Origin of the sequence: Streptomyces sp. NPDC052101, assembly GCF_040680235.1 — a bacterium.
Taxonomy (GTDB): domain Bacteria; phylum Actinomycetota; class Actinomycetes; order Streptomycetales; family Streptomycetaceae; genus Streptomyces.
In genome coordinates, this window is the sequence record NZ_JBFAWH010000001.1 from 468,856 (window position 1) to 486,092 (window position 17,237).

15 protein-coding genes and 2 pseudogenes are annotated in these 17,237 nt (G+C 71.6%); 6 read left to right on the forward strand and 11 right to left on the reverse strand.

What is annotated here, in order from left to right; translation table 11 throughout:
• Positions 1 to 24 precede the first annotated feature (24 nt).
• Both AB0L75_RS02070 and AB0L75_RS02075 read right to left on the reverse strand, forming a co-directional pair.
• Complete coding sequence (locus AB0L75_RS02070) at positions 25 to 1,233, reverse strand: SGNH/GDSL hydrolase family protein (protein ID WP_365174039.1); 1,209 nt, start codon at positions 1,231 to 1,233, stop codon at positions 25 to 27.
• Between the two features lie 320 nt (positions 1,234 to 1,553).
• Positions 1,554 to 1,838, reverse strand: coding sequence for a hypothetical protein (locus AB0L75_RS02075; RefSeq protein WP_365174896.1), 285 nt, complete (start codon positions 1,836 to 1,838; stop codon positions 1,554 to 1,556).
• On the opposite strand from AB0L75_RS02075, the pseudogene AB0L75_RS02080 reads away from it, so the two are divergent.
• Positions 1,794 to 2,101: pseudogene (locus AB0L75_RS02080) on the forward strand (TetR/AcrR family transcriptional regulator); the annotation flags it as partial. The gene AB0L75_RS02075 and the pseudogene AB0L75_RS02080 sit on opposite strands and share 45 nt — an antisense overlap.
• Here the strand turns inward: AB0L75_RS02080 and AB0L75_RS02085 are convergent.
• From AB0L75_RS02085 to AB0L75_RS02125, 9 genes are all read right to left on the reverse strand, one after another.
• Entirely contained in the window at positions 2,098 to 2,598 is a 501-nt protein-coding gene (locus tag AB0L75_RS02085) for a methylated-DNA--[protein]-cysteine S-methyltransferase (RefSeq protein ID WP_365174042.1), read from the reverse strand. The pseudogene AB0L75_RS02080 and the gene AB0L75_RS02085 sit on opposite strands and share 4 nt — an antisense overlap.
• Positions 2,595 to 4,025: an AlkA N-terminal domain-containing protein gene (locus tag AB0L75_RS02090; protein ID WP_365174860.1), complete on the reverse strand. Its 1,431-nt coding sequence runs from the start codon at positions 4,023 to 4,025 to the stop codon at positions 2,595 to 2,597. The genes AB0L75_RS02085 and AB0L75_RS02090 overlap by 4 nt, the downstream gene beginning before the upstream one ends.
• Positions 4,026 to 4,129: 104 nt before the next feature.
• Positions 4,130 to 5,239: a ribosome small subunit-dependent GTPase A gene (rsgA, locus tag AB0L75_RS02095; RefSeq protein WP_365174045.1), complete on the reverse strand. Its 1,110-nt coding sequence runs from the start codon at positions 5,237 to 5,239 to the stop codon at positions 4,130 to 4,132.
• Between the two features lie 241 nt (positions 5,240 to 5,480).
• A complete protein-coding gene (locus AB0L75_RS02100) occupies positions 5,481 to 5,903 on the reverse strand; it encodes a hypothetical protein (protein ID WP_365174048.1) in 423 nt (140 codons plus the stop codon).
• 5 nt (positions 5,904 to 5,908) lie between these two features.
• Positions 5,909 to 6,325, reverse strand: a complete 417-nt coding sequence (locus tag AB0L75_RS02105) for a hypothetical protein (RefSeq protein ID WP_365174050.1) — start codon at positions 6,323 to 6,325, stop codon at positions 5,909 to 5,911.
• Positions 6,326 to 6,331: 6 nt separating this feature from the next.
• Positions 6,332 to 6,595 carry a hypothetical protein gene (locus tag AB0L75_RS02110; protein WP_365174052.1) on the reverse strand — a complete coding sequence of 88 codons (264 nt, stop codon included), beginning with the start codon at positions 6,593 to 6,595 and terminating at the stop codon, positions 6,332 to 6,334.
• A 51-nt stretch (positions 6,596 to 6,646) separates the two neighbouring features.
• Complete coding sequence (locus tag AB0L75_RS02115) at positions 6,647 to 8,143, reverse strand: cellulose-binding domain-containing protein (RefSeq protein WP_365174054.1); 1,497 nt, start codon at positions 8,141 to 8,143, stop codon at positions 6,647 to 6,649.
• Positions 8,144 to 8,363: 220 nt separating this feature from the next.
• Complete coding sequence (locus AB0L75_RS02120) at positions 8,364 to 9,707, reverse strand: radical SAM protein (RefSeq protein ID WP_365174056.1); 1,344 nt, start codon at positions 9,705 to 9,707, stop codon at positions 8,364 to 8,366.
• Positions 9,708 to 9,765: 58 nt separating this feature from the next.
• Positions 9,766 to 10,440 (reverse strand): pyridoxamine 5'-phosphate oxidase family protein, encoded by a 675-nt coding sequence (locus tag AB0L75_RS02125; RefSeq protein WP_365174059.1) that lies wholly within the window; start codon positions 10,438 to 10,440, stop codon positions 9,766 to 9,768.
• A 170-nt stretch (positions 10,441 to 10,610) separates the two neighbouring features.
• Here AB0L75_RS02125 and AB0L75_RS02130 point away from each other — a divergent pair, with 170 nt between their 5' ends.
• From AB0L75_RS02130 to AB0L75_RS02150, 5 genes and pseudogenes are all read left to right on the forward strand, one after another.
• Positions 10,611 to 11,873, forward strand: a complete 1,263-nt coding sequence (locus tag AB0L75_RS02130) for an FAD-binding protein (RefSeq protein WP_365174061.1) — start codon at positions 10,611 to 10,613, stop codon at positions 11,871 to 11,873.
• Positions 11,874 to 12,048: 175 nt separating this feature from the next.
• Positions 12,049 to 13,326 carry an ROK family transcriptional regulator gene (locus AB0L75_RS02135; protein WP_365174064.1) on the forward strand — a complete coding sequence of 426 codons (1,278 nt, stop codon included), beginning with the start codon at positions 12,049 to 12,051 and terminating at the stop codon, positions 13,324 to 13,326.
• 11 nt (positions 13,327 to 13,337) lie between these two features.
• Positions 13,338 to 14,810: pseudogene (locus AB0L75_RS02140) on the forward strand (glycoside hydrolase); the annotation flags it as partial.
• A 157-nt stretch (positions 14,811 to 14,967) separates the two neighbouring features.
• A complete protein-coding gene (locus AB0L75_RS02145; RefSeq protein WP_365174067.1) occupies positions 14,968 to 16,233 on the forward strand; it encodes a sugar ABC transporter substrate-binding protein in 1,266 nt (421 codons plus the stop codon).
• Between the two features lie 20 nt (positions 16,234 to 16,253).
• Positions 16,254 to 17,219, forward strand: coding sequence for a sugar ABC transporter permease (locus tag AB0L75_RS02150; protein WP_365174069.1), 966 nt, complete (start codon positions 16,254 to 16,256; stop codon positions 17,217 to 17,219).
• The last annotated feature ends 18 nt before the right edge of the window (positions 17,220 to 17,237 follow it).

Below are 17,237 nucleotides of genomic sequence, written 5' to 3' on the forward strand. Positions count from 1 at the left end.
CGGCCGGCCATGCCTGCGCCGCCCTCACCGGGCCCCGGCCGACCGGGACCCCGTCGCTCCGAGTGCCCGGCGCACCGTGTCCGCGATCTGTGCCATGCCCGTGTCATTGAAGTGCAGGTGGTCGCCGGGGTCGTAGGCGGGCAGGAGGCGGGTCGGGTCGGCCGGGTCGCGCAGGACGGCGTCGGCGTCGGCGACCGCGTCGAAGGCGCCGCCGGTGCGGATGAACGCGTTCACCCGCTGCCGTACCGCCTCGCGGGCGTCCGTGTAGGCGGAGAAGCCGCGGTACGGGGTGAGGGTGACGCCGACGACCCGGATGCCCCGGGCGTGGGCGCGGGCGACGAGCGCGCGGTAGGCGTCGGCATAGGCGGTGACGTCGTCGGCCGTCGGTGTGCCCTTGATGTCGTTGATGCCCTCCAGGACGACCACGACCCGTACGCCGGCCCGGTCCAGGGCGTCGGCGTTCAGGCGGGCGAGGGCGCTCGGGCCCGCGCCGTCGCGCAGCAGACGGTTCCCGGAGATCCCGGCGTTGAGGACGCCGAGCCGGTCCGCGCGGACCTGTTCGGCGAGCCGGTCGGGCCAGCGGTGGTTGGTGTCGGGGGTGGAACCGTTCCCGTCGGTGAGGGAGTCGCCGAACGCGACGACGCTGCCCGCGGCGTCCCCGAGGACGTCGACGCCGGTGACGTAGTACCAGCGGTTGATGGTGGTGGTGTAGGCGGCGCCCGCCTCGTCGGCGGCCCTGCCCGCCCCGGCCGGAGCGACGTAGCTGGTCTGCAGGGCGGTCTGGTGGAAGGTCGCGGGGCCGTCGTCGCCGGGGGTGTACACGGTGACGAGGAGATCGGCGGCGGCCGGGACGGGCAGCGGCACCGGGTCGGTGACCATGTCCTGGCCGGGCGGGAGGGTGACGGTCGGCGCGCCCTGGAAGGTGGCGGTGCGCAGGGTGCCGGGTACGGCGTCCGGGCCGGCCGCCCGGCGCAGCGCGACGGTGACCGCGCCGAGCCGTAGCGGTGCGGTTCCGAAACGGTTGCTGAGCCGGATGCGCACGGCGGTGCCGCCGACGCTGAGATGGACGACGTTGCGGACGGCGGCGCCGGGCAGTGCGGAAGCGGTTCCCGACGGCGCGGTCTCCCAGCTGCCGGTCCAGGGCGGCGGCACGGGTTCCGCGACCGCCGGTGCGGTCGTGCCCGGCAGCATCGTCAGCAGCAGCACCGCGAGGACCCGTCTGACCTCGGCCATCTCCGCACCCGCCCTTCCCCGTTGCTCGTCGGAGCAGACCGTGCCACACGGCCGCGCCGGGCCGGCGCACCTTCGGCCGCGGTCCACCCGCTCGGCGCAACCCGGGGGTAGCCGGCGACCGTCGCCCCGCACACCGGCACCGGCCCTCGACGAGGCTGCACGACCAAGACCGCCCCGCACAGGCGGCCGCAGGCCAACTCTGCGGGCCTCGTCGCACCGCGCCCGTACGGCCCTGGCGGGTGCGCGACTCGGCCACATCGCGGAGCAGAGGGGTGACGACGTGGCGGGACAGCTGCCCCGACGGCCGGAGGAACGGCGTTCTAGCGCGGCGTCGGCAGGCCGCTCTCGGCGGAGTCCATGAAATCCGGCATCAGCCGGTTGGCCCGCTCCGCGTGGTCGGTCGGCAGCAGGTACAACGGCGTGCGGACAGCGGCCAGTTGGTCTTCGGACAGGGGCTGCGGCACCCGTCGGCGGATACGGTGGGCGCGGACCCCGGAGCGGACCGTGGCACCTTCGGGGCGCCTCGTCCAGCCATCGCGCGGCGTGTCCGGGCTCATGGCCTGACTGCGGCCCTGCCGGTCGACGAGGAGAGCCGACTCTTCCATCACCTCTACACCGCTTACGCCGTGCTGTCGGTGACCGACGAGGCGCTCGCGGCCCAGCCGTTCGTCAAGGACCCCGACGCCGCCGAGGCCACCGTCACCGGGCCGCTCCGGCCCGGGGTGGACGCCCACGCGTGGGCACCGGCGTCCTGGTGGGCCAGCGCAGCACGGAATCCGCGACCGTGGTCCTCGACTACCGCCTGGACCAGATCTTCCGGCCGGGGGAAACGCCCCCCAGAAAACGGACACCGTCCAGGGCGGCCTAGGCGGCGAGTGCGCCCTCCAGGGTCAGCAGCCACACCTTCCGTTCGACCCCGCCCGCATACCCGGTCATCGACCCGTCGGCGCCGATGACGCGATGGCAAGGGCGCACGATCAGCAGGGGGTTGGCGCCGATCGCGCCGCCCACCGCGCGAACTGCCGCACGGGATGCGCCGATACGCGCGGCGATCTGCCCGTACGTCACGGTGGAGCCGTACGGCACCTCGTCCAGCGCCGCCCACACCCGTTGCCGGAACTCGGTACCGTGGGGACTCAACGGAAGCTGGAATTCCTTGAGTTCACCGGCGAAGTAGGCGGCGAGCTGGTCCGCGGCGGCGCGGAACGGTCCGGCGTCCTGCCGCCGGTCGTCCCCCGCGCTCCGCACGGTCAGCCCGCCCTTCTGTCCGGGCACGGAGAGCGAGGAGAGCGCCCCGTCCGCGTCGGCGGTGAGCAGCAACCGGCCTACGGGAGCGTCCAGTTGGGTCCAGTATCCGGTCGTCATCGACTCCACTCCCCTGCCACGCGCAGATGCTGGACGGCGTACGAGCGCCAGGGCCGCCAGTCGTCGGGCAGCTCGGCGCCGGGCGGGGCGACGTCCGGATCGCCGAGGGCGCGCACCCGCAGGGCGGCGACCGTGGCGGGGTCCATGCCGGGCAGGGCGAGCAGGGCTTCCTGTGCGTCGTCCCGGTCGGCGCCCGGGTCCAGCCGTACGGTGCCGTCGGCGAGGGCGGCGGCGAGGGCGCCCAGCGGGCCGTGCGGCTCGGCCTCGGCGAGCGCGGCGGGCTCGGGGAAGAGATGGGTGAGGCTGCCGCAGGGCGAGTCGAGCACCTTGCCGTACCGGCGCACCAGTTCCTCCGCGCCTTCCCTCCCGGCCAGGGCGCGGACGGCGGGCTCCAGCGGGTCCACGGCGCCGGGCGAGCGCAGTCCGGGCCGGGCCGCGACCAGCGGTCCGAGCCGCGGATCGCCGCCGAGCCGTTCGTCGACGGCGTACGGGTCCGCGTCCAGGTCGAACAGGCGCCGCAGCCGCTGCACCGCCGTGGTGAGGTCCCTGGGGTCGGTGAGGTGCAGCCTCGCGTCGAGCCAGCCGCCCGGGCGGGTGCCGGTGCCGGTCTTCACGGTCCGCGTCCGCTCGTCGACGGCGGCGATTCCGGTGCCGTACGGCAGCCGCAGCGTGCGCCGGTAGGTGCGGTCGCCGGGGGTGCCGGAAACCTCCTCGACACCGGTCACCGCCTCCTTCGCGAGCTGGTCGAAGACGGCGGCGGCCTGGTACGGGCCGCGATAGGCGAGCCGCAGCGGGATCCCGGCGCCCGGGGCGGCGCGCCCGGCACCACGCCCGCCGGCGGTATCGCGCCCCCGAGCGGCACCCCGGCCGCCGGGAGCGGCGGCCCGCAGCTCCGTGGGTGTCGAGGCGTACACCTCCCGGACGGTGTCGTTGAACTGCCGCACGCTGGCGAACCCGGACGCGAAGGCGATCTCGGTGACCGGCAGGCCGGTGGTCTGCAGCAACACCCGCGCGGTGTGCGCCCGCTGGGCCCGGGCGAGCGCCACGGGCCCGGCGCCCAGCTCGGCGGTGAGCTGCCGCTGGACCTGCCGCGCGCTGTAGCCGAGCCGCGCGGCGAGCCCGGCGACGCCCTCCCGGTCCACGACGCCGTCGGCGATCAGCCGCATGGCCCGCCCGACGGCATCCGCCCGCACGTTCCACTCCGCCGATCCCGGCACGGCGTCCGGCCGGCACCGCCGGCAGGCCCGGAACCCCGAGCCCTGCGCGGCGGCGGCCGTCGGGAAGAACCGCACGTTGTGCCGTTTCGGCGTCACCGCCGGGCAACTGGGCCGGCAGTAGATCCCGGTGGTCTCGACGGCGAAGAAGAACGCCCCGTCGAACCGCCCGTCCCGGCTGCGCACCGCCTCGTACCTGCTGTCCTCGTCCATCACGTGGTCCAGTGTGGGACGTCGGCCGAGGACGGGCCAGCGGAAAACGGACACGGAGCTGGCCTGCGTCTTCGATCAGGGCCGGCGCATCCAGCACAGGGTGCCTACTGAAGACGCCCTCGCTTGGCCTCCATCGCCGCCTTCCCCGCCGCGCCCTTCCGCTTCCAGTCCCGCCGAAGCTCCGTGCGGACCCGCGCATCGGTCTTCGCGACGATCCACTGGTTCTCCCGCACAAGCTTGCGGTAGCTCTCCAGCCGTCGCACGGGAAGCTCCCCGTTGTCCACGGCGGAGCGCACCGCGCAGTCCGGCTCGGTCTCGTGGGCGCAGTCGTGGAAACGGCATCGCCCGGCCAGTTCCTCGATCTCGGAGAACACCTGACCGACGCCGCTTTCCGCGTCGAACAGGCCGACTCCGCGCAGGCCCGGTGTGTCGATGAGGACACCGCCGGAGGGCAGGGCGAGCAGGTTGCGGGTGGTCGTGGTGTGCCGGCCCTTGCCGTCGACGTCCCGCGCTGCCTGTACGTCCATGACGTCCGCGCCGGCGAGGGCGTTGGCCAGCGTGGACTTGCCGGCGCCGGACTGGCCGAGCAGCACGGACGTACCGGAGCCGACGAGTGCGACGAGGACGTCGAGGCCCTCGCCGTGCAGGGCGCTGACGGTGAGCACGGGCACGCCGGGCGCGCTCGTCTCGACGTCCTGCACCAGGTGGGCGAGGGTGACCGGATCCGGCACGAGGTCGGCCTTGGTGAGGACGACGACGGGCTGGGCGCCGGACTCCCAGGCCAGGGCGAGAAAGCGTTCGATGCGGCCGAGGTCGACCTCCACGGCGAGCGACACGGCGACGACGGCGTGGTCGACGTTGGCGGCGAGGATCTGCCCGTCGGACCGCTTGGAGGAGGTGGAGCGCACGAACGCGGTGCGGCGCGGCAGATACGCGCGGACATACCGCGGATCACCGTCGGGGTCGACGGCGACCCAGTCGCCCGTGCACACGACCTTCATCGGGTCACGGGGAACGACGAACTCGGTGTCGGCGCGGACGACGCCGTCGGCGGTGGCGATGTCGCACTGGCCGCGGTCGACCCGTACCACACGACCGGGCAGGAAGCCCTGCTCGGCGTAGGGAGCGAACTGCGACACCCACCCCTCGTCCCAGCCGAAGCGGGCGAGAGGATGCGCCGAATCCGATGACGCCGAAAGAGAGGAGAGATTCAAGGGAGACCCTTCACAAGGGTGGTCCCGGCGGGCACGCGTCGACGTGCCTGTAGGTGAGTTGTCAGCCGGTGACCACGGAGGCGGCGTGGATGAACTTCTGGTCGCGGGCAGCGCCCATCACAGAGACAGTCATCGGGCACACCTCCAATTCCTCGCTCAGGACACAGCGGCAGCCCATGGCCGCCGCACGAATCCCCCTCAGGTTAGCGGTGCCCGAAATCCGGCACCACTCATTTTCCGCTCAGTCGGTGTGGCGGCGCAGCCAGGGCGTCGCGGTGAAGACGAACAGGCCGAAAAGCAGCAGGAGTTGTACGTCGTACGCGCTGCCGATGTCGCCGGAGCGCACCCCGTAGACGGCGTAGAGATTGGATGCCAGGTCCGCCGCCATGACCAGGCACGCGGCGTAGAGTCCCAGCCGGCGCCCTCTCAGGAGCAGTGCGGCGGGCAGCAGGTCGAGCACGATCAGTGAGTTCCAGAACATGTTGAGCCAACTCGGCGCCCAGGCACGGGAGTAGGCACCCCACTGCACGACGGCGACGAGGTGCACGAGCGCTCCGTAGACCATGCCGGCCGCCATGAACAGGACGGCGACGCGAGCCGGGCGCGGCAGTTTCCTCAGCCCGCTCGCCCGGCTGCTCCCGTCGGCCCGCCCCTGGTCGCTCACGTGGCTCACACCCGATCCGGTTCGTGGCGGGGTTCCCCGGCCATCCGCTCGTCGGCCGGCGCCTTCGCCGTCCACCGCTGTTCCTTGCGGGTGAACAGACAGCAGGCCGCCGCTGTCACAACCGCCGACATGACCACCAGGATCACCCTGAAGTCAAGCACCGCGATCAGAGCCGCGCCGCAGGCCATGGCGGGCATCTGCGGCAGGACCATCATCAGGTTGAAGCCCGAGTACACCCGGCCGACCAGCTCGGGAGCGGTGTGCCGCAGCCCGACCGTGGTCAGGCCCACCGCGATCCACGGCATGCTCGCGCCGCACAGGACCATGCCCGCCACCAGCCACAGCATGGTGTCCCCGAGCACCGCGCACAGTTGTCCCGCGATGAACCACCGCACGGTGCGGTCGGCCAGCAGTCGTCCCATGAGCCGTCACTTCCTACCGGCGGGGTCGAGCGCGGCGGCCACCACGGGGCCGAGTTCGCCGAGCGCCTGCGGACCTAGCAGGTCGGCGTGGCGGCAGTCGACCTCGACCTCGCGGAACGCCCCGCCGACGTGGGGAAGCCAGACATCCCGTGCCCTGGCCGCGTCGGGCGCGCGATCACGGGTCGCGGTGACGAAGAGGACGTCGCAGTCGACGTGGGCGGGCACATGGTCGCGGATCAGCCGACTGCTGTGGACCGCCGTGTCGAGCACGGAGTACCAACAGAGATCAGCGCTGAAGCAACCGGGCAGACTGCGGCACGCTCAACCGGCCGTGCAGGATGCTCCGTCGAGCGTGAAATCGTACGGGGACCGGTTTCTTCCCTGCCAGGTGCCGAGGAAACCGAAGGACAGGGTGCCGTGCGCGGCGACGGTCGTGTCGTAGTCGGCGGCGGTGGCGGTGACGCGGGAGCCGTTCTGCTGGGCGGTGGCGTCCCACATCTGGCCGACCCGCTGGCCGTCGCGGAAGGTCCAGGAGACCTTCCAGCCGGCGAGGGGCCGGTCGGTGGTGACGGTGACGGTGGCCTGGAAGCCGTCGGGCCACTGGTTGACGAGGTGGTAGGCGACCTGGCAGGACGCGGCGGGCGAGGCGGTGCCGCGGCCGGGGTCGGGGTCGGGCTCGGGCGTGGCCGAGGAGGTGCCCTGCGGTTCGGGGTCGGTGTCCCGGCGGCCGGAGCCCGCCGTCGTACGCGCCGCGGAGGGGGTGGCGGCGGACACCGTGGGCGAGGTGGGCCGCCGGGGGGCGGCGTGCGGGACGCCGGGGTCGGTGACCGGCCGGCCGTCGTCGTGGGCGGCGGTGTCGTCGCGGGCCGCCGCGGTGTCGGCACCGGAGCCGCCGAACGGCATCATCGACACGCCGAGCGCGAGCGCCGAGAGCAGTACGGCGGCGGCGAGCAGGCCGCCGCGCAGGACGCGGCTGCGGCCGGCACCCTCCTCGGGGTCGCCGGGGCCGGCGGCGGGGCGGCCCGCGCCGAGGCGGACCTCGGCGGCGCGGCGGCGGCGTTCGAGATAGGCGAGGCCGCCCCAGCCGATGACCCCGCCGGCCAGCGCGGCGGGCAGCCCGCCGCCGTGCAGGCGCAGACAGGCGGCGGCCTCGGCGCAGCGCACACAGGTCGCGAGGTGCCGGGAGAGGTCGTCGGGGGTGTCGGCGGCCGACGAGCGGGTGACCGCGTCCAGCAGCCGTGCGTAGGAGCGGCACCGCGCGTCCATCGGGCTGTCGAGGTGGGCGCGGTGGCAGCGGTCCCGGAACAGGGTGCGGACCTGGTCGAGTTCGTCGGCGACGGCGGCCGGGTCCAGGCCGAGCCGGCGGGCGACGGCGGGCAGGGGCAGCGCCTCCACCTCGGCGAGCCACAGCAGTGAGGCGTCCGCCTCCTGCATGTCCCTGAGGCCGCGCAGCGCGACCGGACGCTCCAGGGGCCGGCTCGTATAGCGGGCGGCCTGCGCGGAGTTGAGCCACAGCCTGAGGTCGGGGTCGAGCCGGTGGCCCTGCCCGTCGGCCTCCCAGGCGGCGGCGGTGTCGCGTACGGCGGTGAGCAGCGCCGGGATCGTGGGCAGTCGTGCGGTACGCCGGCCCGCGCCGCGCACATGGGTGCGTGCGGCGGCGCGGACCTCGCGCATGCCGAGCGTGAACGCCTCGGTCGCCAGCTGATGGGCCGTCAGGGATCCGGAAGTGCACAGGTCGGCGTAGCTGAGCACCGCGTCCCAGCCCTCCGAGAACAGCGCGGTCTCAGTGGCGTCCTTGGGCGTCGGCAGGTCGGGCATAGGACTCCTGCATCCACGAGCGAGGTCAACTCACCACAGGGGGAAGGGAGTTGCAGGAAACCTCGCGGCAGACACAGAGCCTTTCACGTCCTCGACACAACTGACAAGCGCCCTGTTCACATCCGGTTACCGTTGGTGGTGACGCGGATGCGTGACGCGACGAGCCCGCAACTTCACCCTCCCGTACGGATGCGGGCGCCGTTCGTCTCAGCGCACCGGATCAGGCCTGGGCCGGTGCCTCCTCGGCGGCCGCCGCCGGTTCGCCGGCGGGCAGGCTGTCCATGAAGGAGCTGACGGAGAAGACCGCGCGGCCCGGTCCGGGCGGGCCGTAGCCGGGCGGGGAGGAGAGCCCGAACTCGTCCATCGTCCGGCGATAGGCCTGCAGCAGCCGGATGTGGTATTCCAGCGGCGCACCCTGCGGGTTGGCCTTGCCGAGCGGGGTGGTGGGCTCCGGGCACCAGGTGGTGAACCGGGGCGTGATGCCGTGCGACATGAAGAAGCGCAGGCCCTCGGTGGTGGAGGCGATGGCCTCGTCGACGGTGGTGAAGCCGAACGGCTCGGCCATCTCCACGCCCGCCACGAAGTTGGGGATCACATTGCGCGCGCCGAACACCTCGGCGGAGTCCAGGATCCGCCTGTGCCACTCGTCGCGGCCGACGTAGCGCTCCTTGCCGGGGCAGTACAGCTCGAACAGCCGGCGGTCCCAGACCTCGAAGTTGGGGTGGTAGATCTGTACGCCGTAGTCCTTGAACCGCTGTACGTCGTCACGCGGCAGCGCCTGGGCCACGACCTTGCCGATCCACCGCCCCGGGAAGCGCTCCTCGATGGCCCTGGCGTAGTGGCCGTAGAAGTCGGCCTCGTCACGCCCGGCAACCGTCTTCGTGATGGCACCGCCGGTCAGCGTGTACGCGGTGGAGGCCTTCTGGGTGTCGTACCGGTCGATGATCTCCAGGGCCTCCAGCACCTCCTCGACGTCCTTCACGCCGGTGTACGGCCGCCCGGCCGCCTTGTGCTGGCGCCAGTTGTGGTTGATGTCGCAGTACTGGCACTCCTCCTTGGCGCCGAAGTACTGGCAGACCCGGAAGACGGTGAGATAGATCAGGTAGCCCCACTGGATGGTCGGGGCCACCTCCATCACGGACTTTCCGTTGGAGAGGGTGTGCCGGTAGTACTCCGGCATGGGCGGCACGCCGACGTCGGCGATGCGCTTTCCGTCGAGGTAGAGCCCGAGCAGCCCCTCGTCGTCGGCGGCCACCCGGTACGGCGAGGCCGGGTTCACCCGTACGGAGACGACGGTACGGCGCAGGTCGTACGGGCCGCCGGTGAGGATGATCTCCTCCGGCGGGCGCCTCAGCGCCGCCTCGCCCAGCTCGGGCAGGGTGCCGTGGTCGAAGGAGAAGATGAAGTACGACTTCGGCTTGACCTCGCCGCTCTCGTTGTCGCTGAGGGCGGACGGGTCGAAGGCGACCCCGCCGCGCAGCAGGTCCTCCTTGAAGACGGCTTCCCGTGGCACCTGCGGGAAGCGCTCCATCAGATCCTCGACCAGCGCGGTACGACTGCCCATCCGTCTGTCTCCTCCCGGCTCAGGCGTACGCCTCACACCGTATGCCCCCGTCTGCGGCTCAGCCGTGCCGGGTCCCCGCACGGCGTGCGATGTGTTCCGGTACGGCCGTCCCGGCGGGCAGCGCCGGGTCGGGCTCCGGGGTGCCCCAGACCGTGGTCAGCGGCAGCACCCCGGCCCACAGCCCGAGGGCCGCGTCGGGTCCGTCGCCGTCCTCCGGGGCGCCGGTGCGGATCTTGACGGAGGCCTCCTGGAGGGAGAGCGCGAGGAGGGTGGTGGCGGCCAGTTCCTTGCGGCTGGGGCGGCGGGCGTACGACCACTGGCCGGGTGCGGAGTGCTCGCTCAGCCGGCGCAGGCCTTCGAGCTTCGCCTCCGGGTCGGTGACCCTGCGGGCCGTGCCGTGGACCATGGCGCTGCGGTAGTTGACGCCGTGCTCGAAGACGGACCGGGCGAGCACGAGCCCGTCCACGTGGGTGACGGTCATGCAGACCGGGATGTCGCCGGCGAGGCTGCGGCTGGCCACGGAACCGTGCAGATACAGCCGATGCTCGTCCCGTCCGTACACCGTCGGCACGACGACCGGCCGTCCGTCGACCAGCACGCCGAGATGGCAGACGAAGGCCGCGTCCAGGATCGCCTCCAGCTCCGCCCGCTCCAGGCTGCCCTGCTCGCGCAGCCGGCGGTGCCGGGTGCGGTCGGTGACGGGCAGCCGGGCGGGAAGCGGTTCCTGAGTCATGGACCGAAAACGTACCGATACCGCTCCCAGAAGGCCAGCGAGATATCGATTACGTTGTTCAGATCGACTTTGGCAACGAAATCCGTATCACGCCTCCCTGTCGAGCCATGGCGGATGAGAGGGTCGGCGCAGACGTACTCCCCCACGTACTCTCCGAGAGGGACGCACGGATGACAGGGACGGCCGAGACCGCCGGAGCGGTCACCAACTGGGCCCGCACCATCGCGTACACCGCGCGCGAGTTCCACCGCCCGGCGACACCCGACGTGCTCGCGGCGCTGGTCGCCGGGGCCACACGGGTGCGGGTGCTGGGCAGCGGGCACTCCTTCAGCCGGATCGCCGACCCGGGCCCGGACGGCGTGCTGCTGTCCACCGCCGGGCTGCCCCCGGTGATCGAGGTCGACACGGCCGCGCGCACGGTCCGGGTGGCGGGCTGGGTGCGCTACGCCGAACTGGCCCGCGCGGTCCACGCGCACGGGCTCGCCCTGCCCAACATGGCGTCCCTGCCGCACATCTCGGTGGCCGGTTCGGTGGCGACCGGCACCCATGGCTCGGGCGTCGGCAACGGGCCGCTGGCCGCGGCCGTCCAGGAGGTGGAGCTGGTCGTCGCGGACGGCTCCACCGTGACGATAGGCCGGGGTGACGCGCGGTTCGACGGTGCCGTGACCTCGCTCGGCGCGCTCGGCGTCGTCACCGCGCTGACGCTCGGCCTGGAGCCGGCGTACGAGGTGGCGCAGCACGTGTTCACCGAACTCCCGCTGGACGGGCTGGACTTCGCCGCCGTGGCCGCGGCAGGTTACAGCGTGAGCCTGTTCACCGACTGGCGGGAGCCGGGCTTTCGGCAGGTATGGGTCAAGCGGCGCACGGACCAGCCGGCGGTGGACTTCCCGTGGGCCGCGCCCGCGGCGGTGCCGCTGCACCCGGTGCCAGGCATGCCCGCGGGCAACTGCACCGAGCAACTGGGCGTGCCCGGGCCGTGGCACGAGCGACTGCCGCACTTCCGGGCGGAGTTCACGCCGAGCAGCGGGGCGGAGATCCAGTCTGAGTATCTGCTGCCGCGGTCGGCGGCGGTGGACGCGCTGTATGCGATCGAAGGCATCCGGTCGACGGTCGCCGGCGTACTGCAGACCTGCGAGGTACGGACGGTCGCCGCCGACACGCAGTGGCTCAGCCCCGCCCACGGGCGGAACTCGGTGGCAGTGCACTTCACCTGGGTACCGGACGAGGCGACCGTCCTGCCGGTGGTGCGCCGGCTGGAGGAGGCACTGGCCCGGTTCGACCCGCGTCCGCACTGGGGGAAGGTGTACGAGATCCCGCCGGCGGTGGTCCGTCGACGGTATACACGCGTCCCCGATTTCCGCGCCTTGTCCCGCTCCCTGGATCCGGCCGGCAAGTTCACCAACGCCTTCGTACGGGATCTGCTGGCCGACTGACGGCCGCGTCCGCCGCCTTGCGGCGTACGGACGACGCCGGTCGCCCGCAGTACTTTCTCCATCCCCTTTCCTAACCCCTTGTCGAAACTCCTTCCCAGCCCATAGCCTGACGCCCGCGCCGGTGCCGATACCGCTCCGGCCTGGTCCGGCTGGACGGGATGGGAGGGGCAGCCGCGTGAAGCGCACATCACGTGACATCCGCACCGCGAACCGCTACGAGGTGCTGCGCCAGATCATCGCCGAGTCTCCCACCTCCCGGCAGGAGCTGGCCGCCGCCACCGGGCTGAGTCTCGCCACGGTGGCCACGCTCGTCGGCGAGCTGCTGGAACTCCGCATGATCACCGAGGTGGGGTTCGAGGACTCGGCCGGCGGCCGGCCCAGGGGCCTGGTGTCCGTCAACGCGTCGGGGGGCGCGTTGATCGGCGTCGACATCGCGGAGACCTATGTCCATGCCGAGCTGTTCGACCTCGCGCTGAACGTGCTGGCCCGCGCCAACGAGGACATGCCGCCCGGCGAGAGCCGCCCGGAGCAGGTCGTCGGCCATGTCGCCGCCGCCGTCGGCTCGGTGGTGGCGCAGGCCGGCATCGAGGCGGCCCGGGTGCTCGGCGTCGGAGTGAGCGTGCCGGGGCAGGTGGACCGGGACACCGGCGTGGCCGAGTACGCGCCCAACTGGGACTGGCACGACGTGCCGTTGCTCGATCTGCTCGCCGAACACATCGCGTATCCGCTGCACCTGGACAATCCGCTGCGCGCATGCGCGGTGGCCGAGCTGTGGTTCGGGGCCGCGCGGGGCCGCGGGGACGCGGTCGTGGTCAATCTGGGCACGGGGGTCGGCGCCGGTCTCGCGCTCGGCGGCGGGCTGCACCGGGGCGTGAGCAACAGCGCCGGCGAGTGGGGCCACACCACGCTGGTGCTGGACGGGCGGCTGTGCCACTGCGGCAACCACGGCTGCGTCGAGACGTACATCGGCGCGCCCGGCATCATGCAGAATCTGCGCGAACTGAGCCCACGATCCACGCTGTTGCACCCCGAGGACCAGACGGCCACCATCGAGGCGCTGGCCCGCGCGGTCGCCGCGGGCGACCCGGTGGCGGTCAAGGTGGTCCAGGACACCGCCCGTTACCTCGGCGCCGGCATCTCCGATCTGATCAACCTGCTCAACCCCGAGGTGGTCGTGCTCAGCAGCTGGGTCGCCGCCCGGTTGGGCGAGCCGCTGCTCGACGAGGTCCGCCAGGCCGTCGCCCGGCACGCGCTGCGCCGCCCGCTCGCCGCCACCGAGATCGTCCTCTCCCCGATCCCCACCGACCCGGTGTCCCTCGGCGCGGCCACGTTCGCGCTGGAGGGGGCGCTGCAGTCCGCCGGGCAGCGGGGCGCCCCGCAAAAGGAATGGGCACGCCAGGGCACCGCCAAGCGCACCGTCCCCGCAAGGAGCCGTACCGCACCGCCTTCATGACGACGGAAGGGATGCACGTGTCTCACTCCCGCAAGAGATCCCTGCTGCTGGCAGCCTCGGCCGCACTGGCTGTCACCGGAGCCCTCCTCACCTCCCCGCCCGCGAGCGCCACGGCCACCCCGGCCGCCGCCGAGGTCTCCCCCCACGCCGCGCAGACGATCGACGACATCGGCGCGTCCGGCGCCTGGTGGGTCAACGACCTCCAGCACTTCGACCCGAAGGTCCAGGCGCGCATCGCTCGACTCCTCTTCTCCGAGCAGGGGTTGGACCTCAGCTCGTACCGCTACAACATCGGCGGCGGGGGCACCGCGGTCACCACCCCGGCCCGGGCCGCCGAGGACTTCCTCAAGCCCGACGGCTCCTACGACTGGAGCAAGGACAAGGGGGGCCGGACGTTCCTCGACTACGCCGCGCGGTACGGCGTCAAGGACCTGATCGGCTTCGTCAACAGCGCGCCGGCCCGGTGGACGACCAACGGCAGGAGCTGCGGCGGCCAGTTGAAGGCGGAGAACGAAACCGATTTCGCGAAGTACGTCGCCGATGTGACCGACCACTTCGCCCGGCAGGGCGTACGGCTCGACTACATCAGCCCCTTCAACGAGCCGGACAACAGCTTCGCCGACTGCGGCCAGGAGGGCATGCCGGTGCCGGTCGACCAGCGCGACGACATCGTGCGCGCGCTGGGCGCCGAACAGCGGGCCCGGCACCAGAGGACCGGCATCATCGCCGACGAGTCCAGCAGGACCACGCAGTTCACCAGCGAAGTGCCGCAGTGGATGGCACAGCCCGGCACCGCGCGGTACGTCGCCAAGCTGGCCCACCACACGTACGACAACCCGGACGACGGACAGCTCGCGAAGGTCCACGAGACGTCGAGGTCGCTCGGCAGGACCTCCTGGGCCACCGAGATCTGCTGCTTCGGCAAGGGCGGCACGGGCTGGAACCAGGAGTACGACCCGACCGTCGACAACGCCCTGCTGATGTCGCGGATCATCTACAAGGACTTCGCGACCGCGCACGACTCGGCGTTCCAGTGGTGGGTGGCGCTCGCAAGCGGTTACGGCGCCGATCCGGCCACCCGCAACGACCAGGGCTGGAACGACGGCCTGATCTACTACGACCCCGACTACGCGACGAACGGCAACCAGAAGCTGTACTTCACCAAGCGCTACTACGCGCTGGGCCAGTACAGCAAGTTCGTCCGGCCGGGCTCGGTCGCGCACGACGTGACCGGGGCTCCGGACGGCGTGGAGGTGTCGTCGTACGAACGGGACGGCCAGTGGGTGGTCGTGGTGAACAACCACAACACCACCGACACCGCGCTGAACCTGCACTTCGGCAGCGAGGCACCGGTGCGGGCCGCGCGGGCGGTGCGGACCTCGGCGAGCGAGAGCTGGGCGAAGGCCGCGAAACCGGCCGTCGGCGACGGAACCGTCTCCGCCACCCTTGCCGCCCGCTCGATCACCACGTACGTCTTCGACCAGTAGGGGCGGCCCTCAACTCCCCTGGCTCCCACGCCTGTTCGTCATCCCGAACCGCGCACAACACTTCGAACAGACTTCGTTCAACCCCTTGCCGAAGGATTAGCCGAAGGTTAACGTCCCGCACCGCACCCGCACTTCGACAGACAAGGACGTCAGCATGTCGGCACAGCGCAACAGCACCTGGGACCGTCGTTCGATACTCCGGGCCGCCGCCGGGCTGGCCGCGGCCGCCCCGCTCGCCGCATGCGGCAGCAACAACGGCCGGGGCGGCGGCAGCGGCTCGGGCAAGAGCCTCACCCAGATGTTCCACGCCTACGGCGAGCCGGGGACGGAGCAGGCGGTCAAGCGGTACGCCGCCGCTTACAAGAACGCCCATGTGTCCACCCAGTGGATCACCAGCGCCGACTACGAGAGCAAGCTCTTCGCCACGCTGCTGACCGACAACGCGCCGGACGTCTTCGAGTTCCACCCGCAGATCCAGATGGTCAGGAGCGGCCAGGCGGCGGACCTGAGCGACCTCGTCGATCCGGTCAAGGACGACTTCAACCCGGCCGACATCAAGTCGCACACGGTCGACGGGAAGATCTACGGCATCCGGATGCTCGACGACCCGCAGTTCTTCTTCTACCGGCCCTCGCTCTTCGAGAAGGCCGGTGTCAAGGTCCCAAAGACCCTCGACGAGCTGATCGAGGCCGCCGCCAAGCTCACCACGGGCACGACCAAGGGCCTGTACCTCGGCAACGACCTGCACGCGATCGTCAACCCGCTGATCTGGTCGGCGGGCGCCGACACCCTCGACGACAAGAACGAGATCGCCTACCACACGCCCGGCGTCGTCGAGGGCCTGAAGAAGATGCGCACGCTGTTCACCAGCGGCCATCTGCTCCTCGGCGCCCCGACCGACTACTGGGACCCCTCCTCGCTCAGCCAGGGCCTGTGTGCCATCCAGTTCTGCGGCATGTGGGCGATGCCGCAGTTCCAGAAAGCGCTCGGCGACGACCTCGGGATCTTCCCGTTCCCGAAGACCGTCGACTCCGGCAAGCCCTCGGTCTACAACGGCGGCTGGTCGATGTTCGTCAACGCCAAGGGCGGCAACGTCGACGCGGCCAAGGAGTACGTCAAGTGGCTGTGGATCGACCAGAAGCAGTACCAGGAGGACTGGGCCACTTCCTACGGCTTCCACATCCCGCCGCGCAGCTCGATCGCCGCGTCGGCCACCAAGCTCAAGTCCGGTCTCCCCGCGCAGGGCGTCACGCTCTTCAAGGAGTACGGCCATTTCGACAACATCGGCTGGACCCAGGCCATGATGAGCGCGTCCTGGGACATCATGGCCGACTGCGTCCGCAAGGACGGCGACCCGGAGGCGGCGCTCGGCAAGTGCGACAGGACCGTGCGCCGCGAGCTGAAGAAGCTCTTCGGATAGGCCGGCGGACGGACCACGACATGTCGACGACCACCAAGCCCGCCCTCGCGAGCCCTGCCCCCGCGAAGGCCGCACCGGCCAGGACGTGGCGGCACCTGCGGGGCAGCCGCACCTTCAACTTCTGGCTCTTCATCAGCCCCTTCCTCATCGGGCTGATCGTCTTCATCTACGTGCCGATCGGCTGGAGCGTCTACCTCAGCTTCTTCGACGCCCGCTACACGGTCACGCCGGACAAGTTCATCGGTTTCGACAACTACACGTACATGCTGACGGACTCCAAGTTCGTCCATTCGCTCGGCACCTTCACCGTCTTCGCCGCCTTCATCGTGCCGACCACCTGGGCGGTGTCGCTGGGGCTCGCCCTGCTGGTGAACCGGCTCTCGTTCATGCGGGCGTTCTTCCGGTCGGTGTTCTTCCTGCCGACCGCGTGCAGCTATGTCGCCGCCTCACTGATCTGGAAGATGTCCCTCTTCAGCGGTGTGCGCTTCGGTCTGATGAACACGGTCATCGGTTGGTTCGGGATCGACGGCATCGCCTGGCTGGCGAGCCCCGATCCGCCCTGGTACTGGCTGGTCATCGTCACGGCGCGGCTGTGGCTGCAGTCCGGTTTCTACATGATCCTCTTCCTGGCCGCGCTGCAGAACATCCCCCAGGAGCTGTACGAGGCCGCCACCATCGACGGCGCGAGGCCGGGCTGGCAGACCTTCAGGCACATCACGCTGCCCCAGCTGCGCGCCACATCGACCGCGGTGGTCCTGCTGCTGCTCATCGCCGCGTACCAGGCCTTCGACGAGTTCTACAACCTGCTCGACAGGACGACCTGGGGCCGACCGCCGCTGGTCGAGCTGTACTACACCGCCCTCGGCCAGGAGCAGGACTACGGCGCCGGCAGCGCGGGCGCCGTCATCCTGACCGCGCTGATCGTCGTCGTCACCCTGTTCCAGGGCAAGATCCTGGGCTTCGGCAGGGGGGAGGAGTCCAAGTGACCTCGAAACGCAGCGGCC